Origin of the sequence: Pullulanibacillus pueri (assembly GCF_014639255.1) — a bacterium.
Taxonomy (GTDB): domain Bacteria; phylum Bacillota; class Bacilli; order Bacillales; family Sporolactobacillaceae; genus Pullulanibacillus; species Pullulanibacillus pueri.
On record NZ_BMFV01000008.1, the window covers coordinates 38,799 to 61,105 of the forward strand.

19 protein-coding genes are annotated in these 22,307 nt (G+C 41.2%); 3 read left to right on the forward strand and 16 right to left on the reverse strand.

Annotated features, from left to right (window positions below; all coding sequences use genetic code 11):
- Nucleotides 1-243: 243 nt before the first annotated feature.
- On the forward strand, nucleotides 244-978 hold the full coding sequence (locus IEV91_RS07005; RefSeq protein ID WP_188496718.1) for a glycerophosphodiester phosphodiesterase: 735 nt from the start codon (nucleotides 244-246) through the stop codon (nucleotides 976-978).
- 212 nt (nucleotides 979-1,190) lie between these two features.
- Complete coding sequence (namA, locus tag IEV91_RS07010) at nucleotides 1,191-2,213, forward strand: NADPH dehydrogenase NamA (RefSeq protein WP_188496719.1); 1,023 nt, start codon at nucleotides 1,191-1,193, stop codon at nucleotides 2,211-2,213.
- A gap of 127 nt (nucleotides 2,214-2,340) precedes the next feature.
- Here the strand turns inward: namA and rnz are convergent, their stop codons facing one another.
- A complete protein-coding gene (rnz, locus tag IEV91_RS07015) occupies nucleotides 2,341-3,255 on the reverse strand; it encodes a ribonuclease Z (protein ID WP_188496720.1) in 915 nt (304 codons plus the stop codon).
- 207 nt (nucleotides 3,256-3,462) lie between these two features.
- Between rnz and pssA the strand changes: the two genes are divergently transcribed.
- Nucleotides 3,463-4,002, forward strand: a complete 540-nt coding sequence (pssA, locus tag IEV91_RS07020; RefSeq protein WP_188496721.1) for a CDP-diacylglycerol--serine O-phosphatidyltransferase — start codon at nucleotides 3,463-3,465, stop codon at nucleotides 4,000-4,002.
- A gap of 47 nt (nucleotides 4,003-4,049) precedes the next feature.
- On the opposite strand, the gene IEV91_RS07025 is transcribed toward pssA, so the two are convergent.
- The 15 genes from IEV91_RS07025 to IEV91_RS07095 form a co-directional block, all read right to left on the reverse strand.
- Nucleotides 4,050-5,270 (reverse strand): hypothetical protein, encoded by a 1,221-nt coding sequence (locus IEV91_RS07025; RefSeq protein ID WP_188496722.1) that lies wholly within the window; start codon nucleotides 5,268-5,270, stop codon nucleotides 4,050-4,052.
- Nucleotides 5,260-6,435 carry a DUF58 domain-containing protein gene (locus IEV91_RS07030; RefSeq protein ID WP_188496723.1) on the reverse strand — a complete coding sequence of 392 codons (1,176 nt, stop codon included), beginning with the start codon at nucleotides 6,433-6,435 and terminating at the stop codon, nucleotides 5,260-5,262. Before IEV91_RS07030 ends, IEV91_RS07025 begins: the two co-directional genes overlap by 11 nt.
- Nucleotides 6,432-7,376: an AAA family ATPase gene (locus IEV91_RS07035; RefSeq protein ID WP_188496724.1), complete on the reverse strand. Its 945-nt coding sequence runs from the start codon at nucleotides 7,374-7,376 to the stop codon at nucleotides 6,432-6,434. The genes IEV91_RS07030 and IEV91_RS07035 overlap by 4 nt, the downstream gene beginning before the upstream one ends.
- Before the next feature lie 94 nt (nucleotides 7,377-7,470).
- On the reverse strand, nucleotides 7,471-8,661 hold the full coding sequence (locus IEV91_RS07040) for a DNA polymerase IV (protein ID WP_229745452.1): 1,191 nt from the start codon (nucleotides 8,659-8,661) through the stop codon (nucleotides 7,471-7,473).
- 369 nt (nucleotides 8,662-9,030) lie between these two features.
- Nucleotides 9,031-10,728 carry a peptide ABC transporter substrate-binding protein gene (locus IEV91_RS07045; protein ID WP_188496726.1) on the reverse strand — a complete coding sequence of 566 codons (1,698 nt, stop codon included), beginning with the start codon at nucleotides 10,726-10,728 and terminating at the stop codon, nucleotides 9,031-9,033.
- Between the two features lie 648 nt (nucleotides 10,729-11,376).
- Nucleotides 11,377-12,498, reverse strand: a complete 1,122-nt coding sequence (locus IEV91_RS07050) for a M20/M25/M40 family metallo-hydrolase (protein WP_188496727.1) — start codon at nucleotides 12,496-12,498, stop codon at nucleotides 11,377-11,379.
- A 442-nt stretch (nucleotides 12,499-12,940) separates the two neighbouring features.
- Nucleotides 12,941-13,459: a L,D-transpeptidase gene (locus IEV91_RS07055; RefSeq protein WP_188496728.1), complete on the reverse strand. Its 519-nt coding sequence runs from the start codon at nucleotides 13,457-13,459 to the stop codon at nucleotides 12,941-12,943.
- Between the two features lie 107 nt (nucleotides 13,460-13,566).
- Nucleotides 13,567-14,001 carry a BrxA/BrxB family bacilliredoxin gene (locus IEV91_RS07060; protein ID WP_188496729.1) on the reverse strand — a complete coding sequence of 145 codons (435 nt, stop codon included), beginning with the start codon at nucleotides 13,999-14,001 and terminating at the stop codon, nucleotides 13,567-13,569.
- Between the two features lie 241 nt (nucleotides 14,002-14,242).
- Entirely contained in the window at nucleotides 14,243-15,334 is a 1,092-nt protein-coding gene (locus tag IEV91_RS07065; protein ID WP_188496730.1) for a DUF1648 domain-containing protein, read from the reverse strand.
- 4 nt (nucleotides 15,335-15,338) lie between these two features.
- The gene (locus IEV91_RS07070; protein WP_188496804.1) at nucleotides 15,339-15,728 is read right to left on the reverse strand and encodes a GntR family transcriptional regulator; all 390 of its coding nucleotides are present in this window, start codon (nucleotides 15,726-15,728) and stop codon (nucleotides 15,339-15,341) included.
- Between the two features lie 148 nt (nucleotides 15,729-15,876).
- Nucleotides 15,877-17,157, reverse strand: coding sequence for a dihydrolipoamide acetyltransferase family protein (locus tag IEV91_RS07075; RefSeq protein ID WP_188496731.1), 1,281 nt, complete (start codon nucleotides 17,155-17,157; stop codon nucleotides 15,877-15,879).
- Nucleotides 17,158-17,175: 18 nt separating this feature from the next.
- Nucleotides 17,176-18,159 (reverse strand): alpha-ketoacid dehydrogenase subunit beta, encoded by a 984-nt coding sequence (locus IEV91_RS07080; protein ID WP_188496732.1) that lies wholly within the window; start codon nucleotides 18,157-18,159, stop codon nucleotides 17,176-17,178.
- 12 nt (nucleotides 18,160-18,171) lie between these two features.
- Nucleotides 18,172-19,164 (reverse strand): thiamine pyrophosphate-dependent dehydrogenase E1 component subunit alpha, encoded by a 993-nt coding sequence (locus IEV91_RS07085; RefSeq protein ID WP_188496805.1) that lies wholly within the window; start codon nucleotides 19,162-19,164, stop codon nucleotides 18,172-18,174.
- Nucleotides 19,165-19,207: 43 nt separating this feature from the next.
- Nucleotides 19,208-20,629 carry a dihydrolipoyl dehydrogenase gene (lpdA, locus tag IEV91_RS07090; RefSeq protein ID WP_188496733.1) on the reverse strand — a complete coding sequence of 474 codons (1,422 nt, stop codon included), beginning with the start codon at nucleotides 20,627-20,629 and terminating at the stop codon, nucleotides 19,208-19,210.
- 36 nt (nucleotides 20,630-20,665) lie between these two features.
- Nucleotides 20,666-21,760, reverse strand: a complete 1,095-nt coding sequence (locus IEV91_RS07095; RefSeq protein ID WP_188496734.1) for a Leu/Phe/Val dehydrogenase — start codon at nucleotides 21,758-21,760, stop codon at nucleotides 20,666-20,668.
- Nucleotides 21,761-22,307: the final 547 nt, after the last annotated feature.

The window sequence follows — 22,307 nt, forward strand, 5'->3', positions numbered from 1 at the left end:
TGCATATTATTGTTATACTCAAGATAATGCATTCGCATAAATTCTTGGGACCCTTAGTCTATAGGATTCATATACTATATGGATTCGGGATTTTATTTCAATATTCCTCTGTTTTTATTAAATCCCTCCGACACATGACCATAACAAGATACAATAGAAATGCTTCAATGTAAACCCGAGGTAAGACGATGACTTTATCGGCTTCTCATAATTTATGAATCTGTAAGAAATGGAGTGGTATTGGTGAGAACCAAAATTTTTGCTCATAGAGGAGCAAGTGGAAAATATCCAGAGAACACAATGACGGCCTTTAAACAAGCAGAAAAAGAAGGTGCTGACGGTATAGAACTTGATGTTCATCTCACCCGTGACCGTATTCCCATTGTGATTCATGATGAAACCGTAGACCGTACGACCGATGGCTATGGCTTTGTCAAAGACTATTCCATCGAAGGATTAAAAAAACTTAGCGCAGGCCACTGGAAAGGTTGGAAATTCAGAAACGCTCAAATTCCTACACTTGAAGAGGTCTTACAGTGGATGTCTCAAACCTCTCTTACCTTACTTGTAGAATTTAAAAATAATATCCTTCCTTATAAAGGGTTGGAACACAAAACCATTGATCTGTTAAGAAAATATAATATGTTAGAACGAACGATCTTTTCATCTTTTAATCATGAAAGTCTTTTAAAAGTGAAACAAATATACAACGGTGCTGAAACCGCTGCACTTTATGGTAAACCGATGGCTTCTGCTGCCCATTACGCAACCTCTATGGGATTGGATGGTCTCCACCCTTCCTACAGAATTGTAAATGAAAAATTGGTACATGAACTCCATGCCAACAACATAAAAATCCGGCCCTATACCGTCAATTCCCCCCAAGTAATGGAAGTCCTCTTCGATTGGCAGATTGATGGAATAATTACTGATTATCCGCAAAGAGCAAATGAAGTTCTCAACCGAATGTGGATATAGGGAATATGATGTCCTTTTCTATACCCCCGCACGCATCTTTATGCTTGGGATCCCTCGTGAAAGGATGTTCATCACTAAAAATCTGATCCCGAGCAAGTTACTCCTCTCATGAGCAATGAGCAACCTTAACTTGCCCCGAGTGTGCTATAATAGCGTCCATTAGGGCATAGTACACTATGTTAATAAGTAAGTAAAAGGATGTGCACTTTATAATGACAACTAAAGCATTATTTTCTCCCTTTACCCTGAAAAACGTGACCTTTAAAAACCGTATTGTCATGTCACCCATGTGTATGTATTCTTGTTCTGACCAAGACGGTAAGGTAAACCATTGGCATCTTACCCATTATACGAGTCGAGCGGTAGGACAAGTCGGTCTCATTATTGTGGAATCAACAGCAGTTACCCCTCAAGGACGCATCTCACCTCAAGACCTTGGGATTTGGGATGACGTACATATCGAAGGACTGAAAAAACTCGTGGATCTCAACCATGAACACGGAAGTAAAATCGGCATCCAATTAGGACATGCTGGAAGGAAAGCGAATTTAGAAGAAACCATTATTGCCCCATCTGCCATTGCTTTTGATCAGATGAAAACCCCTGAAGAGATGACAACAAAACAAATAAAAGATACCATTACAGCGTTTAAAGATGCTGCACGACGCGCCAAAGAGGCGGGATTCGATGTCATTGAACTCCATGGTGCCCATGGTTATTTGCTTCACCAATTCTTATCACCGATCGCAAATCATCGCACGGATGAATATGGGGGAGAACGCGATAACCGTTACAGAATGTTATCAGAAGTAATCGATGCTGTAAAATCAGTATGGGATGGTCCCCTCTTTGTTCGCGTCTCTGCAAATGACTATTTAGAAAATGGTCTGACACCTGATGACCATGTCTATTTTGCGAAAAAGATGAAGGCCCAAGGCGTTGATTTAATCGATACAAGCTCTGGCGCCATTGCCCCGGCAAAGATTGATGCTTTTCCTGGGTACCAAGTTCCCTACGCTGAGAAAATTCGTAAGGAAGCAGGTATACCTACAGGCGCCGTCGGCCTGATTCTCAATGCCACTCAGGCGGAAGAAATCTTAAAAAATGACCGCGCCGATCTTGTCTTCCTTGCTCGCGAGTTATTACGTGACCCTTACTGGCCTTATCATGCAGCCAAAGAACTGCGTACAGAAATTGAAGGCCCGAGACAATATGCGCGTGGCTGGAACGCTTAATCAAATCATGTTTTCAAACTCCAAAGGGCTGTCGCGATCGACAGCCCTTTATAATCGCATAACTCAATGATATATCTTTTTGCCCCTTGGATTATATAATCCTCTCACCGACTCGCCCCAATTTAATTTATAAGGTATAGGACCAAAAATCTTCTGCTAAAAAACACGGATTAAAAATCAAACGGGCTTCATCTAATAATTCTGTCACATCCTCTTGGTAGCGAGAGCTGATGTGGGTCAGTATTAATGTTCGAGCGGCTGCGTTTTTCGCTAAGGTTGCCGCTTGTCTTGCTGTAGAATGACCAAAGGTGTTAGCCCCTTCTTCTTTATCACTCCGAAAAGTACTCTCATGGACCACTACATCAGCCTCTCTGGCCAATTCTAAAGCTTCGGGACACGGTTTAGTATCACCCAAAATGGTAAGGATTCTGCCTTGTTTTTCCGGACCTAAATAGTGTGCACTTTCAACCTGGCTTCCATCGGCTAGTTTAACAATCGGCTCTTCTTTAAATTTTTTTAATTCAGGACCAGGGATAACACCTAAATCATGTTTAATTTTGTCGACCAAAAGTTTTCCTGGTTTATTTTTTTCTTGAATTCGAAACCCATAACTATCGATGACATGAGCTAATTTGTCTGTTGAAATCCGAAAAGTCTCATCCTCGTATATCACCCCTTTAACCAGTTCAATAATTTTTAGCGGATAAGTTAAATGAGTTCCTGATAGTGCTAAACTTGTTTCAATATATGTTCGTAATCCAGGTGGTCCATAGATTTCTAAGGGGTGATCTTCACCCTGGAATGAGCGACTGCCCAATAATCCCGGAAGTCCAAAGATGTGGTCGCCATGAAGATGAGAAATAAAAATTTTCTTTATCCTTGGCAGTTTGACCTTGGTATGTAAAATTTGATGTTGGGTCGCCTCACCACAATCAAAAAGCCAGGTTTCTCCTTTATATTCGGGCATTATTAACGCTAATGCTGAGACATTGCGGTGCTTAGCTGGCACCCCTGCGCCCGTCCCTAAAAAAAGTAATTCCATTGGTTCACTCCTTTCTTAAACGTAAGACATCTCTCAAAGGCAGACAACCTTTACCTTCTCTGATCAACACTTTAAAAAACGCTTGTAAGCCAATCCCAATTTTAGACAAAAAGTCAAAAAACTTCTTAAATCTACCTCTCTGTACTCACAATTATGCTATAATACTAGAGATGTCAAGATATCACAAGAATTATAGGGGGTGACATCATGATTATACCCGATCGCATTGATCATACGTTAAAACGCGCAAAGGCACAATCTGCAAATGCCATAACGATTATAAATCTTAGTCTGGGGATAACAGCTTTAGTTTTAATTATGGAACATCGCTTACACATGAGTTTGGTCCTGATCTTTCTTGCCGCACTTTGCGACAGATTCGATGGAATGGTTGCCCGCAAATTTGATGTTGAATCAAGTTTCGGCAAAGAATTAGACTCATTATGTGATTTGGTTTCTTTTGGTATAGCGCCTGTTATGTTAATTTTTAAAGGTATTATGGATCAATCCCATTTTATGGGGTTACTCGCAACCATTTTATTTATTCTCTGTGGAGCAATTCGACTCGCTCGATTTAATGTCACAGAATTTGACGGTAAGTTTCAAGGACTTCCTATTACAGTCGCCGGTTGTCTGTTGACCTTAAGCTTTGTCGTGATCCATTTCTTACCTCTTTCCTTTTTTGTCCTTTTAACCATCATTTTATCCCTCTTAATGATCAGCACTTTTAAAATAAATAAAATTTAAGGACGCACACTCAAAGAAAAACCCAATGAAATCTCATTGGGCTTTTTCTATTTCTGCTCTTCATTTGTTTGCGATAGTGCTCTTACACGTTCAATCGCTTCCCTATATTTAAGAAGTTCTTGTCCAGTAATAACCGCTGAACCATATCGCGCCTTTTCATAAACACTTCTAATCAGATGTTTATCCTTATCGCTCGCAGGTAATCGGCTTAGCCATTCCGATAGTGTTTCATTAGCCACACGTCCAAGGTCTCCTTTTAGCAGTTTCTTTTGTAATTGAAAGACTTGTGCTCTTACAGGATCCTTTGGAGCTTTGAAACGTTTTTTGGTATTATGATTGACTGAAGCGCTTGGCTTTTGACCTATAGGAGATATCGCAACATCCGTAGAACTCAGCACAAATGCATTAAGATTCAAACGTTTTTTTCTCATATAAAGAAAAACAACAAAGATAACAAGCACAACGACACCAACTCCGATAACGAGACCGGCATAAGAATGATTGCCCGTCATCTGTGCCCATGTTTCCGCTTGTTCTTTCCCATGCTTAAGATCACTGTCATCAACGAGTTGGCCTTCATTATGCCCCTTTAATGACATGAGGAACGTAATAAAGCCTTCAACAGCAACAAAAACAACAAAACCAATCCCTTTGAGTACCCAACTGATCGCCCAGCCAACATAAGGTCCAATCCATGCGATGATTAAACCCGTAATGAGCGTACCCCCTAAAACAAGACCGTATGAAGACGATAAAAGGATATTTCCCTTTTTCTCAGATCTTGCAAAGAGATTTAATGCAATAACGAGGAGCAACTGAAGAATAAAAAGAAGAATAAACAAAAAACGATACGGAAAACTAGGGATATAGAATTTCAATATAAAGTCATAGACCAATCCCAAACCCATTGTCGCAATGAAGAACTTCCACATATGCTCCTGTGTATTACCTTCTAATACTTCAAGCATCCTCCAAAACAAAAGGATGGACATAACGAAAGCAGCAAAAAACGTTAAGCCTAAAATATATCCGAGACCTAAAATAATCAAGGCAATGAAGAGAAAAAGCACCGCCTTGAGCTGCTTTATCTTTAAATGGACAAGATAATACAAGGCAAAAGTAGTCAACATTAGCAAGGCCAATGGTCCAGCAAGCCCCCATGGATTATGATGATCACTATAATTAAAAGGGACAGCAGCAACATAAATAAACACATATTCAATGGCAAGTGTAAAAAAGAGAGGGATCAGATGCCTTTTATTCAACATAGCGTTCCCTCCGTATTCCTATCGGACTGAGAATACCTTCAGCCTCTAATGTAAACACACGATGACCTTTTTTCCTCCATTTTTGTCGCATTTCCGAAGTTAAAGCTTGGTTCGTATGATCCATCATAATGATCAATCGCTTCTGTCTCATTTCTTGATTAATATCTCTTATAATATAAGGAGGTGGGGTCTTGAGTTGATTAGTATTGATAAAAGCCAAAAATTCCATCGCTTTTACGAGTTGAATACTTCCGTGCCCAGGAGGAAGCTTCATAAACATCCCTTGTCCCACTGTTCTTGTATTGACATAAAGTTCAAAATCAACACCTTGTTTTTGTGCTATTTGACAGATGGCCGTCACCCGACTCAATTCTTCCTCCAGGCGCTCTTTCTGCCCCTTTTTCCCATACATATCAAGAAAAATAACAAAGGTCCAGATCATCCCCATCGTTTTATCAAATATTTTTGTTTGTAATTGCCCGGTTCTGGCACTTGCTTTCCAATGCACATTTTTAATTGGATCTGTTGGCACATAAGAACGCGTTCCCACTGGAGAAGTTCTGTCTTCATATAATGAGTGCTGGTGCGTTTGATCTCCTTCAATAGGAAGAATAAGTTGATCTAATCCTGTAACAGCTTGACTTTTTGGGTAGACAACAATTTCTTTTTTAACAAAGCCCGTAGACAAGGTAATTGAAGCTAAATGCAATGGATCATGGACCACTACTTTTAATTCTTTCATTTTCACAACACCCCGGGCAACAGCCTCAATCTCCAATGTGACTTCGGTCGTTTGTTTTGGGGGCATAAACAAATGAAGGGCATAAGGACGTCTTGGTATATTCAAAACAGTAACGTTTTTATCCAGTGAAAAGAACAGCTCGGCATTGACAATGGGTAATCGACTGCTATTTTCAAAAACGAGATGAAGCCTGCCTTTCTCGCCCTGTGAGAGTCGTAGCTTTTCCTTATCATTTAAGAGTCCAAAGTGCTGGACTATATAATTAAGGTAAAGACGGGGATATACCCCTAATACAAGCAAGAAAGCAGCAGCAAAAAAGAGTAAGGATTGACCAATCAATAAGCTAAAAATGAGCAGAGCGCCCCCGAACCAAACAAAACCATCAATAATAGTTGAAGCGATACCGCTCCCTCTTCCCATCATTGCTTTGCGGCTCCTGCCTCTACCGGTGTTTCAACACTCTTCAAGATCTCTTTTAACACTTTCTGCTTTGTTGTTCTCATTTCACCCTCCATAGTAAGGACAAGTCGATGGGAGAGAATGTAAGGCGCCAAGCTTTTAACATCATCTGGAATCACATAATCACGATCATGGAGAAAAGCACGTGCTTGTACACCACGCATGAATGCCAAGGTCCCTCTCGGACTCACACCTGTTTCTACCCACTCATGATGCCTAGTCGCCTGTACGACATTTAATAAGTACTCTTCTACATCTTCTGTTAAAGTCACTTGTTTGATCTTGTCCTGAATACCTAAGATCTCTTCTTTTGAAAAGATCGCTTGAATACTTTCAATAGGTTCATCTTGGCGATACATATGAAGCATCTGTTTTTCTTCCTGTAACGAAGGATACCCTACATTAATTTGCATAAAAAAACGGTCCATTTGCGCTTCGGGTAGTGGGAAAGTCCCTTGTTGTTCGATAGGGTTTTGCGTTGCAATAACAATAAAAGGCGGTTCAACTTTTATTGTTTCACCTTCAATGGTGACTTGGCGTTCTTCCATAACCTCTAAGAGACTTGCCTGGGTTCTTGGCGTTGCCCGGTTGATCTCATCCGTAAGTAAAATATTTGTTAGCACTGGACCTGGTTTTAACTCAAAGTTCTGACTCTTCGGATTGAAATATTGTATGCCTGTAATATCACTTGGTAAAACATCTGGAGTCAATTGAATTCTCTTAAAGGAACCATCAATCGATTTGGCAAGAGCCTTAGCGAGCATGGTTTTGCCTGTTCCCGGAACATCTTCTAATAACACATGCCCCTTTCCAATCAAGGCCACCATTAATAGCTCAACAATATTGTCCTTTCCAACGAGAACCCGTCCAATGTTATCTTGTAATTTTTGCAATTCCTGTTTCATTCAAAGACCCCCGAATTGATTTATATTTCTATCAATATCATACCATAATGAATGCAAGAATTAATGAAAAAATTGTAAAATACAAAAAAGCTGATTATTTCTGATCCCGAGGGTCTTCCTTCCACCCCAGATGAATCGCGGAAGGGCCAAACTTTTTCTCAAGAGAATATAACGTATCATAGAGAGGTTCCTTCTGAGCATCCTTTTCATAGGTAAAAAGATCTAATTGTTTTGTCGCTTTATTCATTGGCTCTAAACTTTGCACTGTTATTCCCAATAAGCGAATGGGCTGTCCATTCCAATGTTGATAAAAAATGGCGATCGCCCGCTGATAAATCTCTTCCTCTGTCTGCAGAGGTTGCTGAACACTCTGAACGCGTGTGACATTGCGCCAATTATTATAACGAATGGAAAGAGACAACTGATAGCTCATCGATTTCTTTTCTTTTAATTTTCTCTCTAAGCGCGCGGCTAATCTTCGAAGAACAGGCTGAACTTCCTCTTCCTCAGTTAAATCCTTGGGCAAGGTTATCGACTGACTGATGCTTTTAAACTCATGTTCTGATTGGGGATCTACTTCTCTCTCATCGATCCCATTCGCTCGATCATGAAGCTTCTCCCCATACTTTCCAAACTGTTCAATAAAAGCAGGTTTAGGGTAATGGGCGATGTCTCCAATGGTTTGAAGTCCTATCTTTTTGAGCTTTTCGGCTGTCTTTTGCCCTACACCATGCATCTCATCTACCGGAAGTGGCCATAAGGTTTGATTCATTTCGCGTTTTCTTAATATCGTAATTCCCATCGGTTTTTTCATATCAGAGGCCATCTTAGCCATAAATTTATTCGGCGCAATGCCAATGCTAGAAGGGAGCTGCAAATGATGGAACACTTGTTGCTGAATCTCTTGGGCAAGTTTTACCGGATGGTGCCGGGAAGCCAGTGCTGTTACATCCATATATCCCTCATCGACAGACACCTTTTCAACTTTCTCAGTATAGGTCCTAAGTAAATCAAAAAGCTGGCGCGAAACTTTTCGATAGAGATCAAAATCGGGGGTTTTAACTATAAGTTGAGGACATTTTCTACGTGCTTCCCACACTTGCATCGTCGTTTTCACACCATGTGCTCTCGCCTCGTAACTACTCGTGACCACAATCCCACGACGGTCTTCAACTTTTCCAGCAATGGCAAGAGGTTTTCCTCGAAGTTCCGGATGCCTAGCCATCTCAACAGAGGCATAGAAGCTATTCATATCTATATGAAAGATGACCCTAGACTGATTCATCATTGCCCCTCCGTTCCCAACAATTCTCCTCTTATTATAAAACACCTGTTCGGTAATGGGAACTCTTTCAGCCCATCATAAGTTTATTACTCGCTAAAGAAACCACGGTGCGAAGGCTATTGGCATGATTGAAAAAGTTTTTATATAAAAGGCACTATCAGCAACAAGTGGATTGAAGCGAGAACGCTTTGGCTCCTTCGGGAGTGGGGCGACCGTTCCTATGGTCATGGGAAAGCGAGCGTTCTGAAGCAAGAATCTACACCTTTCCTCGTTGACAAAATTTTATGCATTCTGATGCATAAAAAAAGAGCGTAAATCTGTCTAACAGACTTACACTCTCTTCATTCGCTCACACTTCAAGTGCTAGCATTAATGTTTCAATATTTTAGCGTGACGGATATCTGTCCCCATGCCTAATGATTGATGCACAAGACCTTTGACATAAGGTTTAATTAATTGCGCACCGCCTGCTTGGTATTCTGGGACAATCGGCATATCCTCCATGAAGACTTTTTCTGCTTCTTTTAACTTTTCCCAACGTTCTTGAGGCTTATCACCAAGATTATCTGCTTCTTTGATCAATTGATCATACTTAGGATTCTTCCAACCTGAGGTATTACTCTCATTTGAAGAGGTCCACATATCAAGGAAGGTCATTGGGTCTTGATAGTCAGGACCCCATCCAGAACCCCCTGCTATATCATAATCTCCCTTTTGAGTTAGATCGAGATAATTATTCCATGGCTGTTGATTAATTTTGATTTTAACCCCATCTAGCTGCTCAATCTGGTTCGCAAAGAACTCTGCCACGGTTTTTTGTTGTGGTGTATCCGTCGTTTTAAATTCCCAAGTGACGGATTTTGTCCCCGTGTCTTTTTTATACTCATCCCAAAGCTTCTTAGCCGCCTTCGGATCATACTTGAAATAGCTTTCAGGCGCATCACCACGGAAATCCTTATTTCCATCTGGGCTAAACACAAAGTTCTTCGGTATCAAGGCCTGAGCTGGAACCGAGCCATCCTTTTTGATGTTGTCAACATAGCTCTGCTCATCAATGACCATGGCAATGGCTTTACGCACTCTCTTATCCTTAAATTCCGGAACTTTATTTTCATTTAATGTGAGATAAAAAACACTATTATCCAAAAATTGATGGTATTCATCAGAATCCTTATACTGATCAATAAAATCCTCCGATAGATCAACCATATCAATTTTATCAGTGGTATATAAATTCACTCTCGTTGATAAATCTTTAACAATGGATATATTCACTTTATCCATCGTGATATCTTTAGCGTCCCAGTAATCAGGATTCTTCTCAAAACTCCAACCTTCTCCTTGGTTCCATGAAGTCATTTTATATGGACCATTATAGAGGAATGAGTCTGGACTTAATCCATAGTTTTTACCTTGCTCCTCAACAAATTTTTGATTTTGTGGGAAAAAGGAAGCAAAAGCCATCATGGCTGTGAAATAAGGCGTTGCTTTGTCTAGTGTCACCTGAAGCGTCTTATCATCAATAGCCTTCACACCTAAATTTTCTGTTTTCCCATACATATCACTGTTTTCATCTTGGATGGCTGCTGCATTTTTAATATGGGCGGTCGGAACGATATAGGCATATTGACTCTTTGTTTTTGGATCATCGAGCTTTCGCCAAGCATACACGAAGTCGTCTGCGGTAACAGGATCTCCGTTAGACCAATTGGCATCCTCTCGAATTTTAAAAGTGTATACCTTGCCATCATCAGATATTTTTGGCTCACCATCAGATAAATCTGGTACGGCCTTATTATTATAATAAGTATACAAGCCCGAGACCATTCTTAAAATCTGGTCAAAAGAAACAGTATCAGTTGCGAGTGTTGAATCTAGCGTTGGAATATCTTGTGTCGTTGCCAAATTCAGAACTTGTTCATCTGCTAGTGCTTCTTTCCCACTTCCTGATTTCTTGGCATTTGTTGAAGATTCCTTACTGTCACCACCAGAACACGCTGTTAGAAACAGACTGACAACAAGCAGAATAGCGACAAGTGGCGCTGACCATTTTGCCTTTCTTCTCATGAAGATGACCTCCCTAAGTCTTAACATCCTTCTATCTCTTATTTTAGTGATTTTCTGATTATACAGTAAAATCACTATTTACCGTATTATACAAGTTTTCAGTTAGGTATTTCATCTCTTTTTTTTGAAAACTTTTGAAAAGGCTTATTGAAGCTTTCTTTACGAGCGAAAAATAAGAAAATAGGACTAGGTAAGGTTATCGAGCCTTAAAACAGTATCAAAGACCTAGATATATAGAACCGCCATTCATAGCCATACATCCTGTTGTTGGCATGAGGAAAGCAAGCATTCTCGATCAGAAATCAATACCGTTCCTTATGACCAAAAATTCTACTTCCTAACCTTAATATAGAGACTAGGATAAAAGTATATAAGACAAAGAAAAAATCGAACAATAGTTCGATTTTTTCTTTGTGCGTAAGGTCGCTCCGTCAAAACACTTCGCTTTCCGCAGGCATAGCCAAAAGCTCACTCGGGATTGAAATATGTTTTCCCGAGTGGATCTTCAGCTCGTGCTATTCCCGCAAAAATACGTATTTTGACTCCGCTTTATATTTGCGTTATGACACTTACTTATATTTAAAAATATGATTGTTCGTCCTTTGACTTGGAGTATTTCTTTATGTCCCAGCCTCCATCTTGACTTTCTTAACTCTTTTTGGCCACTTCATTAATAATAGCGATGACCATCTCAGCTGTTTTCCCTAACTCTTCAACAGACATTTTTTCGTTAGTCGTATGAATATCTTCATAACCCACAGCAAGATTGACTGTAGGAATGCCTAATCCCGCAATCACATTCCCATCAGAGCCACCCCCACTCTGAAGAATACGTGGGTTTCGACCAATGGCTTGAGCCGCCACTTGAGCAACTTGCACAAGATGATCAGAGGCATCAAACTTAAAATTAGGATACATAATTTCGACCTTAACTTCTGCTTTCCCGCCCATTGCTTCAGCAGTTTCTTCAAAGGCTTTCTTCATTTTTTCCACTTGGGCTTCCATTTTTTCTTGCACAAGTGAACGGGCTTCAGCTAAAATATCCACCCGATCACAAACAATATTTGTTTTTTGCCCACCAGCAAAGCGGCCGATATTCGCCGTTGTTTCTTCATCTATACGGCCTAATGGCATTTTAGCAATTGATTTTGCGGCAACAGTGATAGCTGAAACGCCTTTTTCCGGTGCCACACCCGCATGCGCGGTCTTACCAAATATTGTGGCTGTTATTCTCGCTTGAGTAGGTGCCGCTGTAATGATATCTCCAACGGGACCGTCACTATCTAATGCATAGCCAAATTTCGCCTTAATTTTTTCCTTTTGTAAAGCTTTAGCCCCAACAAGTCCAGATTCTTCACCTACTGTGATAATGAATTGAATGGTCCCATGAGGAATATCCTTTTCCTTTAGAACACGAATGGCCTCAAACATGGCAGAGAGTCCAGCTTTATCATCCGCACCTAAAATGGTTGTGCCATCTGAAACAATTTTCCCCTCTTGTATTGACGGCTTAATCCCCTTTCCCGGTACCACCGTATCCATATGAGAAGTAAAATAAATCGGATCACAGTCCACTGTGCCCTCTAATGTGCAGATTAAATTATTAGCACCGTGACCGGTCACCTCTTTGGCATTGTCTTCTTCAACCGTAAGACCTAAAGCTGTAAACTTTTCTTTTAAAACTTTAGAGATCTTCTCTTCTTCCCCTGTCTCAGAGTCAATTTGTACAAGTTCCATAAATTCATTTACTAATCGTTCTTGATTAATCATTTTGGTCACCATCCTATGTATAAAGCTGATTTCATTATACTCCTCTATAAATCTTCGAGCAAAAAGAAGTGGATTCATTTCCCGGTGCCACTGAAAACATGAATTTGATATTTAAAATCAGAAATATACTCGCGATCCGCAAGCCTCCACGGAGCCAGATATTATGTGCTATGTGGGATCTCGCCTATTTCTGCAATTCTATTTTTGAATGCGACGTTTTCAGTGACTTCCATTTTCCTCCCTGATTTTTTATAATTTCGTGGCAATTTTCCCAAAGTCCTTGTCCATCATCTCATTTCCTTATACACTAAAAGGACCATGTTCAAAATTGGAGGGTGTTCTATGCGTGCAAAAACTTTAAAAACAGTCGTGATCATTATGATGCTCTGTCTTATTCTCACGACCCTCTTCTCAGGTATCGGTATTTTATTTAGTCACTAACTCATGGCTTTAAAGCACCGTACTCTATCGCAAGTTTTTGAGCAGACTGATTACTTTTAATGATCAGAATCCGAGTTCCAAGAGGTGCTTGATTGTACAGGGTCTCTAAATCTTTCTTCTGCATTCTTATACAGCCAGCAGTCAGCCTTTCTCCTATAGACTTCGGTTGATTTGTCCCATGGATACCGTATATACGGCCATCAGTACCTTTCGCATCAAAGCCCATCCACCGTGAACCTAATGGGTTTTTAGGATCTCCTCCAGGAATATTCTTTTTGCGATAATAGGGATTGATCGCCTTTACAGTCATTGTGAAAAGTCCTTCTGGCGTCAGTCCCTCTGATTTCCCCGTTGCCACAGGCACTTCCATCACCATTTGGTTGTCTTTCACAAAAGCGAGCCGATTGGTCTCCTTATTAACAATAATGAAGGGATCCCCATATGTCGGATTTTGCCCAAGTGGCCAAATAGGCGAAAAACTGACTACAAGACTCATCAATAGAGTTATAAGCGTATTCATCCAAAAACTCCTAGAACATCAATTTCTATTAGTGTTTGATGACTTTCCTCTTTCCATACAAAAATAAGGAGAAAACCCAAGGGCTTTCTCCTTATTTTTTCAATAGATTATTTTGCGCAATGCTCATCTAAAAGCTGTTCAAGCTTTGTTGCGACGACATGAGGTTCATATCCCTCAATGTCATGGCGTTCTACCATTGTCACAAGCTCACCGTCTTTTAATAAGGCAAATGAAGGTGAAGAAGGTGGAAATCCAGTGAAATATTCACGGGCGCGTGCTGTGGCTTCCTTATCCTGTCCTGCAAAGACAGTGACTAATTGATCAGGTTTACTGACACAATTTGCGGCATAAGCTGCTGCAGGTCGAGCAATGCCACCAGCGCAACCACAAGTGGAGTTTACCATGACCAGCGTCGTCCCTTTTTGGGTCAAAGCCTCATCCACTTCCTCTGGTGTATGAAGCTCTTTATAACCTGCACCTGTAATTTCACGACGTGCGGTATTAATGATATCATTCATAAAAATATTATAGTCCATGCTCATCACATGTCACCTCTCATCTATAGCATTTAGAGGACTGCCTACCTCTGTTAAAGCTATTTTACCGCGTTTGACCTCGAAATTCAAAAAGGAGCGCTTAAGAAATAGATTTCGTTATCTGGCTTAGTCATTGAACAGCCTATAGTCAGTCGACGCTTGCCCTATCAACCACTAGCCAAGCTTAGCTCAGCAGGAATGCCCCTCAACTTTTTTTCACTCTCTTTTAAATTTATTGTCTAAGCCTCTATCTTGTAAGTAACGGAATCAACAAAGCGATGACAATAATCACAAGTAAACTTCCCCAACCAATGGGATTTGCGAAATTTATCGTCCAACCCACACCAAAACGTTTTTCCACCCAGATGGATGGGTCCTTACGATTAAAATAGAACAATCCTAATTTCCAATAGCGATCATCCTCACGATGGATGACTTCTCCCTGTTTTCCCTCGCCCACTTTTATGCGACTGCCACCTTGACCTGTCATAAAAGAAAGAACGACGGCGCCTATCACAATCAGCCCAACAACGGACAATGTAACAACCAAAGTTAAGGTTAAGCTTATCTCTATGAAATAAGAGAGCTGCATAAATGAAAACATTAAGACAAGCAAAACACCTGTTAGAAAATTAAATCTTGCCCATTTCAACCGAAAAAGTTGATTCCTTTTAACGGACATCTCTGGGTTTTCTCGGTCAATCTGTTGCTTACTCTTGCCAATAATACTGTTAATAAATAAAAATAAAGCGGTCATATAGAGCTGTAAAATCGGAAAAGACATCACTGTACGATAGGACTTGTCAGCCCAGCGATCCACATGGCCCTTCATGTCGTAATGCATCGGGATCCTTGTCGGAAGGTGCTGATAAAAGATAAAAGAACAGATTAAAGTAACAAGCGCAATCCCAAGGGGAATAGTGAACCAACCAAGCGAGACCATGATTTTCCCATGACGAAAAGCTGTATCAATGGCCACGACCTCTGATCGGGGTTCTCCCCAAGCTTTTCTCGCTTTCAACGTTTTCATACGGTGATGATAAATAAGATAAAGGACAAAGGAACCGAATAGAAATGTAAACAATGCACATACAAAAACGACGGTTTCAACTTCTAGCGAAACAGGAATGGAAACAAGCCACCATAAAAGAACTAAAACAAGACCCAATAGTGCTGTCTGCCAGGCAAATCTCTTCCTCATGCTGCGTAGTTCTTCGCTATAATAGACAGCTTCTGGAATGCTAACCCCGAAGCTGTCTGTCCTTCTTGTGACATAAGGTATAAAAATGGAAATCAAGATAATTGGTATAAATGAAATGATCATAATCATATATTCCATAATTTTACTCTCCCTTCTCTTCAAATTGGCCAAGGATATCGTGACAAATACGCATAAACTGTTCTGAAGTCATGCCTCGACACACCGATTCAGAAATTAGGGGCTGCAATCGATTTTTTAATTTTTCAAGATAGTCATTATCTACACTTGGCATGCCCTCAGGTTGTATAACAACCCCTTTTTGCCGATGAATCAAGAGATACCCGTCCTGCTTCAATAATTGATACGCCTTATTCACCGTATGCATATTCACACCTAAGTCGGAGGCTAGTGCCCGTACAGAAGGCAATCCCTCTCCAGGGACTAATTGCTTCAAGGCAATCCCTTCAATTATTTTTTCTTTAATTTGTAAGTAAATGGGCGTATCTGAGTTCAGATCAAGCTCTAATATCACCATTCATCATCTCTTTTCTATCTGTTATATATATTGTATAACAGATAGAAAAGAAAAACAATGATGATCTCATTTTTGTTTTTTTATCTCAAAAGGGTTTTGGGGATTATTCAAAAAGCCACCGAATTCATATCGGTGGCTTTCTTCATTAATAAATTGAAGTTGTTTCTGCTGACATCTTCTCGAGTTTTTCTTTCACACGCGCAAGGAAGCGCCCTGCAATTAAACCGTCTAAAATCCGATGGTCCAAGGATAAACAGAGGTTAACCATATCACGGGCGGCAATCATGCCGCCCTCCATGATCACAGGGCGTTTAACAATCGATTCAACAGAGAGGATCGCCGCTTGTGGGTAGTTGATAATCGGCTGCGATAGGATCGATCCAAAAGACCCCGTATTATTAACCGTAAATGTTCCCCCTTGCATGTCCTCTGCTGATAATTTATTGCTGCGGACCTTTTGCGCTAAGTCATTCACACTTCTGCCAATGCCTTTAATACTTAACTCATCGGCCTGTTTAATCACTGGCACATATAAAGCCTCTTCCGTCGCAACGGCAATTGAAATATTGATATCTTTTTTCTCAATAATTTTATCGCCAGCCCACATGCTATTCATCCGTGGGAATTCACGAAGAGCTTCAACCGTTGCTTTAATAAAGAAAGGTAAGAAAGTGAGGCTAAAGCCCTCTTTCGCCTTAAATTCATTTTTAAGGGCATTGCGATAGTTCACCAAGTTTGTCACATCAACTTCCATCATCGTCCATGCATGTGGTGCCTCATGCTTACTCTTTAACATATTATTGGCAATCGCCCGTCTGACGCCTGTAATGGGAATCTCCGTATCCCCTTGAGCCGCTGTTATTGAACCGGATGACGTTATTTTTTGAGTTTCCGAATTGGCTACTGTCGGCGCTGTTTGGCTTGCCTGAGGAGCAGTAGTGGCTTCTGATGGTGTGACGCCGCCTTCAGCGATGAGCTTTTGCACATCTTTACGAGTAATCCGCCCACTCTTTCCCGTTCCTTCGACATGCTCTAAATCAATATTGTGTTCTTGAGCGAGACGAAGGACAGCTGGTGAATAACGCTTTTTCATGGATTGGTCTTCATTTAATGATGCCGTTTGACTCGTCGCTACCTCTTGTTGTGCAGGGGGGTGTTGCTCTTTAGTGGGAGCCTCTGATGCTCCTTCAACTTCTATTAAGCAAATAACCTCGCCAACCTGGAGGGTCTCCCCCTCTTCAGCAATGAGCTCCTTTATTGTTCCTTGAAAAGAGGTCGGCACCTCAGAGTTGACTTTATCTGTCGTGACTTCAGCGATAGGGTCATATTTATCAACTTTATCTCCTACTGAAACAAGCCAACGCCCAATCGTCCCCTCAGTGACACTTTCACCGAGCTGAGGCATGAGAATTTTCTCTGTTGCCATTCTTATCCCTCCTGCAAATTAAAATTCGGCTAAGTCGCGCATTGCATTTTCGACTTTTTCTGGATTAATCATAAAGAATTTTTCCATTGGTGGCGCATAAGGCATCGCTGGAATATCAGGTCCCGCCAGTCTCCTTATCGGCGCGTCCAAATCAAAGAGACAGTGCTCAGCGATGATTGCCGAAACTTCACCAATAATGCTTCCTTCTTTATTATCTTCTGTAATGAGAAGGACTTTGCCTGTTTTAGAGGCCGCTTCAATGATCGCTTCTTGGTCTAAAGGATAAACGGTACGAAGATCAAGAATATGAGCAGAGATCCCTTCCTCAGCTAATTTTTCAGCGGCTTGCAAGGCAAAATGAACAGCTAAGCCGTATGTAATGACTGTGATATCCTCGCCTTCACGTTTAACGTCTGCCTTACCGATCGGAAGGGTGTAGTCCTCATCTGGCACTTCCCCTTTTATTAAACGATAGGCCCGCTTATGTTCAAGGAAAAGCACAGGATCGTTTGAACGAACAGCCGCCTTTAAAAGACCTTTTACATCGTAAGGCGTTGATGGCATAACAATCTTTAGACCCGGCTGATTGGCAAAAATGGACTCGATCGATTGTGAATGATAAAGGGCTCCATGAACACCGCCCCCGTATGGTGCACGAATCGTTAACGGGACAGTCCAATCATTGTTAGAGCGATAACGTGTCTTTGCCGCTTCAGAGATAATTTGATTGACTGCCGGAAGAATGAAATCGGCAAATTGCATCTCGGCAACTGGGCGCGTCCCATACATTGCCGCTCCAATCCCCACCCCAGCAATCGCTGATTCTGTTAAAGGCGTATCCATCACACGGGCTTCGCCAAATTGCTCAAAGAGCCCAGCAGTCGCCCGAAAGACTCCGCCCCGGACACCCACGTCTTCTCCTAGAATAAAGACATTTTCATCTCTTTGCATTTCTTCTCGTAACGCAAGGGTTACAGCTTCGATATATGAACGTACTGGCATACCTATCCCCTCCTATTCCTCATAGACATAAAGAAGCGCACTTTCTGGCTCAGCATAAGGAGCAGCTTCAGCATAATCCGTCGCGTCTTCTACCCATTGATCGACACGATCATGAATCGCCTTTTCTTTTTCTTCTGTCAGAACGTTTACCGATTGTAGGTAAGTTGAAAACTGAAAAAGGCCATCCTTTTTCTTGGCTTCTTCCACTTCATCAACAGTCCTATAGGTTTTGTCATCATCATCGCTGGAGTGAGGGGTTAATCGATAAGATACTGTTTCTATTAAAGAAGGTCCCTCACCTCTTAGCGCTCGCTCTCGTGCTTCTTTTACAGCTTCGTACACCGCAAGAGGATCATTGCCATCAATCGTCTTCCCTTGCATCCCATAGCCTACCGCTCGATCTGACACTCGTTCACAAGCTAATTGCTTTTTTACCGGCACGGAAATGGCATATTGATTATTTTCGCACATAAAAATAACAGGAAGCTTGTGCACACCCGCAAAGTTTGCTGATTCATGGAAATCACCTTGGTTAGAGGACCCTTCTCCAAACGTAGTAAAAGTGACGATCTCTTCTCCCTTCATGCGGCTGGCAAGAGCCGCCCCCACAGCATGGGCAACTTGTGTGGTTACAGGTGAAGACTGTGTAAGAATCCGTAGCTTTTTAGAGCCAAAATGCCCCGGCATTTGTCTTCCTCCAGAATTCGGATCCTCAGCCTTAGCAAAACCTGAAAGCATCAAATCACGTGCCGTCATTCCAAAGCTCAAAACAACGCCAAGATCGCGATAGTATGGAGCGATGACATCTTTCTCACGATCTAGGGCAAAAGCAGCTCCCACCTGAGCAGCTTCTTGCCCTTGGCAGGAAATAACAAATGGAATTTTACCTGCACGATTTAATTTCCACATCCGCTCATCTACTTTTCTTGCAAGTAGCATCGTTTCATACATCTCTAACACCTGATCATCTGATAATCCAAGCGCCTGATGGCGATTTTCTACCATTACCATTCTAATACCCCCTTCAGAAAGCTACTTACTATCTATGTCAAAAATGAAGCGCTCGTCCGTCAACAGCCAAAGCCGCCTCACCAATGACTTCGGATAATGTCGGATGAGGATGGATGGTTTCGGCCACTTCCCAAGGTGTGGCATCAAGAACCCGTGCTAAAGCCGCTTCAGAAATCATATCGGTCACGTGTGGACCAATCATGTGAATGCCCACAAGATCGTTGGTTTTCTTATCAGCAATTAGCTTGACAAATCCATCAGTTTCTCCATGAACAAGGGCTTTACCAATAGCTTGAAAAGGAAACTTCCCAATTTTAATGTCTAGCCCTTTTTGTTTTGCTGCTTCTTCTGTAAGGCCAACCGAAGCCGCTTCAGGATGTGTATAAATACATTTGGCTACATCGATAGCCTTTAATGGTGCAGGATTTTCCCCAGCAATATGCTCAACCGCCTTGATTCCTTCATGGGAGGCCACATGGGCAAGTTGAAGACCCCCAATCACATCACCGATGGCATAAATATGACTTTCTGCTGTTTGATAGTGTTCATTTGTTAAGATAAAGCCTTTTTCGGTTTTAATGGTCGTATTTTGCAGTCCAATGTCTTCCACATTAGGCGCACGGCCAACAGATACTAATATTTTTTCTGCGCTATAAGTTTGCTGCTGACCATTCACTTCAGCTTGAATGCTGGCTTGTGCTGTTTTCGACACTGTCTCCGGAAGGACTTTGGCTTCAGTAACCACGGTTATGCCCTTTTTCTCAAGTTGACGCTGCATTTCCTTGGAAATGTCTCTATCCTCTGTAGGTATTACACGATCGGCGTATTCTAGAATGGTTACTTCCACTCCAAAATCGGCAAATAACGATGCCCATTCCACACCAATGACACCACCACCGACAATCATGATTGATTTCGGAAGTGATGTTAACGCTACAGCATCATCCGAAGTAAGAACAAAATCACCGTCAATCTCTAAACCAGGAAGCGTCCTTGGCTTTGAACCGGTGGCTATGATGAGATGTTCAGGGATGACAATATCATTTTCCTTACCATCGCTGTATTCCACAGAAATTGCACCTGCAAGTGGAGAAAAAATGGATGGACCCAGAATCCGCCCATGACCTTCATAAATGTCGATCTTACCTTTTTTCATTAATCGTTGAACACCATTGTGCAATTGCTCTACAATTTTTTGCTTTCTTAAGTGTACTTTCTCAAAATCAAATGAGACATTCTCAGTTAAAATGCCATAATCTTCAGCTGAACACGCTGTTGTATAAACTTCAGCACTTCGGAGTAAGGCCTTACTTGGAATACATCCTCTATGAAGGCAGGTCCCTCCTAATTTGCTAGCCTCAATAATTGCGGTTTTAATACCCAGTTGGGCAGCACGGATGGCAGCAACATAGCCACCCGTTCCACCTCCTAGGATCACAAGCTGATAACTTTCAGCCACGAATAAGCACTCCTTCCAATCCTATTCTTTACTTTATTAACGGTAAGATAACAAGTGCTTTTCATTTTGCAAGAACGTGCTTCGTGATTGTTTCAACTGAGCAATTCGACCCTCAGCAAGGCGGTCTGCTGCTATATAAGTCGGGACATTCTCACGTTCAGCGATCGCAAAGATTTCTAGAAGTTTGTCATATAGACCTTCTACCTTTTTCATCGCACGGTCGCGATTATACCCGAGTAATTCGTCAGCAACATTGATGACGCCACCAGCATTGATCACATAGTCTGGAGCATAAATAATCCCTTTCTCATGAACAATATCGCCGTGACGCTCCTCTTTGAGTTGGTTATTGGCACTCCCGGCGATGACCTTTGCTTTAAGCTGAGGAATGGTTTCATCGTTAATGATGGCACCTAAAGCACAAGGCGCAAAGACATCACAATCGACACCATAGATATCGTCAGGATCCACTGCCGTTGCATTAAAAGCTTCTACAGCTCGGCTAACAGAGTCCTTATTAATATCGGTTACGATTAATTTCGCTCCTTCTTTATGGAGCAGTTCACAAAGAATATAAGCAACATGCCCAACCCCTTGAACAGCCACTTTTTTACCTTCTAAAGAATCGGTTCCAAAAGCCACTTTAGCCGCAGCCTTCATGCCTTTATAAACGCCGTATGCCGTAACCGGTGATGGGTTACCTGAAGAACCAAATGCAGGTGAAATCCCAGTCACATAATTGGTTTCTTGATGAATAACATCCATATCTTCCACTGTTGTCCCTACATCTTCAGCAGTTATGTATCTTCCATTTAAACCTTGAATAAAACGTCCTAAAGCTCTGAACATAGCTTCGTTCTTATCTTTTCTAGGATCACCCATAATGACTGTTTTCCCGCCTCCAAGATTTAAACCTGCAGCCGCATTTTTATAAGTCATGCCCTTGGCGAGTCTTAGCGCATCTTCAATAGCCGCTTCTTCAGACTTGTAGGTCCACATCCGTAAACCACCTAGAGCTGGACCTAAAGTAGTATCATGTATGGCAATAAAGGCCTTCAAGCCAGATTCTTTATCCTGACAGATGACAAGTTGCTCATAGTCATATTTCTCCATATATTTCATTATTTCCATGCTAAATGACCTCCTTGAATTCTTAGAAGAAGTGTTTTCATGTGACCCCATGTATTCAAAAAAATGACCCCCTAAATGATTCCTTCTCTTTCTATTATAGATTAACATCAATCCCATTATAAATGAAAGCGCTTTATTTTTCCATTCCCAAATATATCCTCTTATCATTTTGAGAGAATCCCAAATATCTGCTAACGGTTGAGGCTTGTTCGCATGTCTCTTCTTATCACTTTACTCATTTAAATGTGAGGGGATGAAACTTAACCAAGTGGGGCACCATCCAACGCTTTACTTTCTTTCTTTTGTTGTTTATTATCTTTTGTAAATCTTAAGGGTCTTATCAGTTCTTGCCTTTTAAAGGGGGAAATTAAATAGACGTGATGAACTGCAATCATATTAAAAGAGTTTTTTCTCTTTATACCAGTCTTTACAAATAGATTCATCTTATATTGTACCCAATTTTCATCAACTACACAAATGGACACTTTTCTTGAGATCCGCTAGAATTATATAAAGAATGCAATAAATATATTTCGATTTATAAAGG

Coding starts and splice junctions, on each gene's coding strand:
- namA (WP_188496719.1), top strand. CDS start 1,191: ATGACAACTAAAGCATTATTTTCTCCCTTTACCCTGAAAAACGTGACC.
- rnz (WP_188496720.1), bottom strand. CDS start 3,255: ATGGAATTACTTTTTTTAGGGACGGGCGCAGGGGTGCCAGCTAAGCAC.
- pssA (WP_188496721.1), top strand. CDS start 3,463: ATGATTATACCCGATCGCATTGATCATACGTTAAAACGCGCAAAGGCA.
- IEV91_RS07025 (WP_188496722.1), bottom strand. CDS start 5,270: ATGTTGAATAAAAGGCATCTGATCCCTCTCTTTTTTACACTTGCCATT.
- IEV91_RS07030 (WP_188496723.1), bottom strand. CDS start 6,435: ATGATGGGAAGAGGGAGCGGTATCGCTTCAACTATTATTGATGGTTTT.
- IEV91_RS07035 (WP_188496724.1), bottom strand. CDS start 7,376: ATGAAACAGGAATTGCAAAAATTACAAGATAACATTGGACGGGTTCTC.
- IEV91_RS07040 (WP_229745452.1), bottom strand. CDS start 8,661: ATGAATCAGTCTAGGGTCATCTTTCATATAGATATGAATAGCTTCTAT.
- IEV91_RS07045 (WP_188496726.1), bottom strand. CDS start 10,728: ATGAGAAGAAAGGCAAAATGGTCAGCGCCACTTGTCGCTATTCTGCTT.
- IEV91_RS07050 (WP_188496727.1), bottom strand. CDS start 12,498: ATGATTAATCAAGAACGATTAGTAAATGAATTTATGGAACTTGTACAA.
- IEV91_RS07055 (WP_188496728.1), bottom strand. CDS start 13,459: ATGAATACGCTTATAACTCTATTGATGAGTCTTGTAGTCAGTTTTTCG.
- IEV91_RS07060 (WP_188496729.1), bottom strand. CDS start 14,001: ATGAGCATGGACTATAATATTTTTATGAATGATATCATTAATACCGCA.
- IEV91_RS07065 (WP_188496730.1), bottom strand. CDS start 15,334: ATGGAATATATGATTATGATCATTTCATTTATACCAATTATCTTGATT.
- IEV91_RS07075 (WP_188496731.1), bottom strand. CDS start 17,157: ATGGCAACAGAGAAAATTCTCATGCCTCAGCTCGGTGAAAGTGTCACT.
- IEV91_RS07080 (WP_188496732.1), bottom strand. CDS start 18,159: ATGCCAGTACGTTCATATATCGAAGCTGTAACCCTTGCGTTACGAGAA.
- IEV91_RS07085 (WP_188496805.1), bottom strand. CDS start 19,164: ATGGTAGAAAATCGCCATCAGGCGCTTGGATTATCAGATGATCAGGTG.
- IEV91_RS07095 (WP_188496734.1), bottom strand. CDS start 21,760: ATGGAAATAATGAAATATATGGAGAAATATGACTATGAGCAACTTGTC.